This window comes from Paenisporosarcina sp. TG20 (genome assembly GCF_000286315.1).
Taxonomy (GTDB): domain Bacteria; phylum Bacillota; class Bacilli; order Bacillales_A; family Planococcaceae; genus Paenisporosarcina.
Map to the genome: position 1 here is coordinate 1 of NZ_ALJG01000040.1, position 863 is coordinate 863.

Here is an 863-nt window from a genome sequence, read left to right on the forward strand (position 1 = left end):
TAGACTAACATAATTAAATGGGACAATATAAAACACCTCCGAAATGGTACACTTAACACAAGTACAGAAATCGGAGGTGTTTTTGCATGGGCAAAAATGTATATTCAAGTGAGACGAAATGGGCCGTGGTGAAAGATAAAATGAGTGGCCAGTTGACCACACGAGAGATTATGGAGAAACACGGCATTAAAAATAAAACGCAGATTGAGACGTGGATGAAATGGTACCAGGCGAATGAAATCCACCGGTTCGACCAGCCAATCGGCAAGCAATATTCATATGGGCATGGGCCGGAATTTGAGAGTGAACTGGAGAAGAAAGAGCGCCAGAATTCGCATTTGAAAATGGAGAATGACATCTTAAAAAAGTACTTGGAGATAAAAGAGGAGTTGAAAAAGGGGTAATTCTTCGATTGGTCGAAAAATACCGAGAAACGTATACCGTAACGGTAATCCTGTCCGCTTTATGTGTCCCACGTTCCACTTATTACCGCTGGTTGACCGGAGGTGCCACTCCCGTGTTGACGGAGGCGGAAGAGGCGATTATTGCATTGTGCAAGAAAACGAAATATCGCTTTGGCCATCGGAAAATCAAAAAGTTACTGAAGAACGCTTATCAGCTGGATCGGCATCGCAATACGGTTCAAGCCATCATGCAAAAGCATAACTTACAATGCCGGATCAAACCAAAACGAAAATGGAAATCACAAGGCGAATCCGTCATTGTGGCGCCGAATCTCCTGCAGCGTGATTTTACGGCTTCTGCGCCAAATCAAAAATGGGTGACGGACATCACGTATATTCAGTACGGAAGCTCGACGATGTACCTGTCGACGATCATGGACCTGTTCAATAATGAAATTG

Annotated in this window: 2 protein-coding genes; both read left to right on the forward strand. The window is 43.8% G+C overall.

Annotated elements, in window-relative coordinates; genetic code table 11:
- The first annotated feature begins 86 nt into the window (after positions 1–86).
- On the forward strand, positions 87–404 hold the full coding sequence (locus B371_RS0100190) for a helix-turn-helix domain-containing protein (RefSeq protein ID WP_019412359.1): 318 nt from the start codon (positions 87–89) through the stop codon (positions 402–404).
- A gap of 8 nt (positions 405–412) precedes the next feature.
- Positions 413–863 (forward strand): IS3 family transposase (locus B371_RS20915; protein WP_192811882.1); only part of this gene is annotated, 451 nt, incomplete at its 3' end.

Bases quoted from the DNA above. Each gene is read 5' to 3' on its own strand.
- B371_RS0100190 (WP_019412359.1), top strand. From the start codon at position 87: ATGGGCAAAAATGTATATTCAAGTGAGACGAAATGGGCCGTGGTGAAA.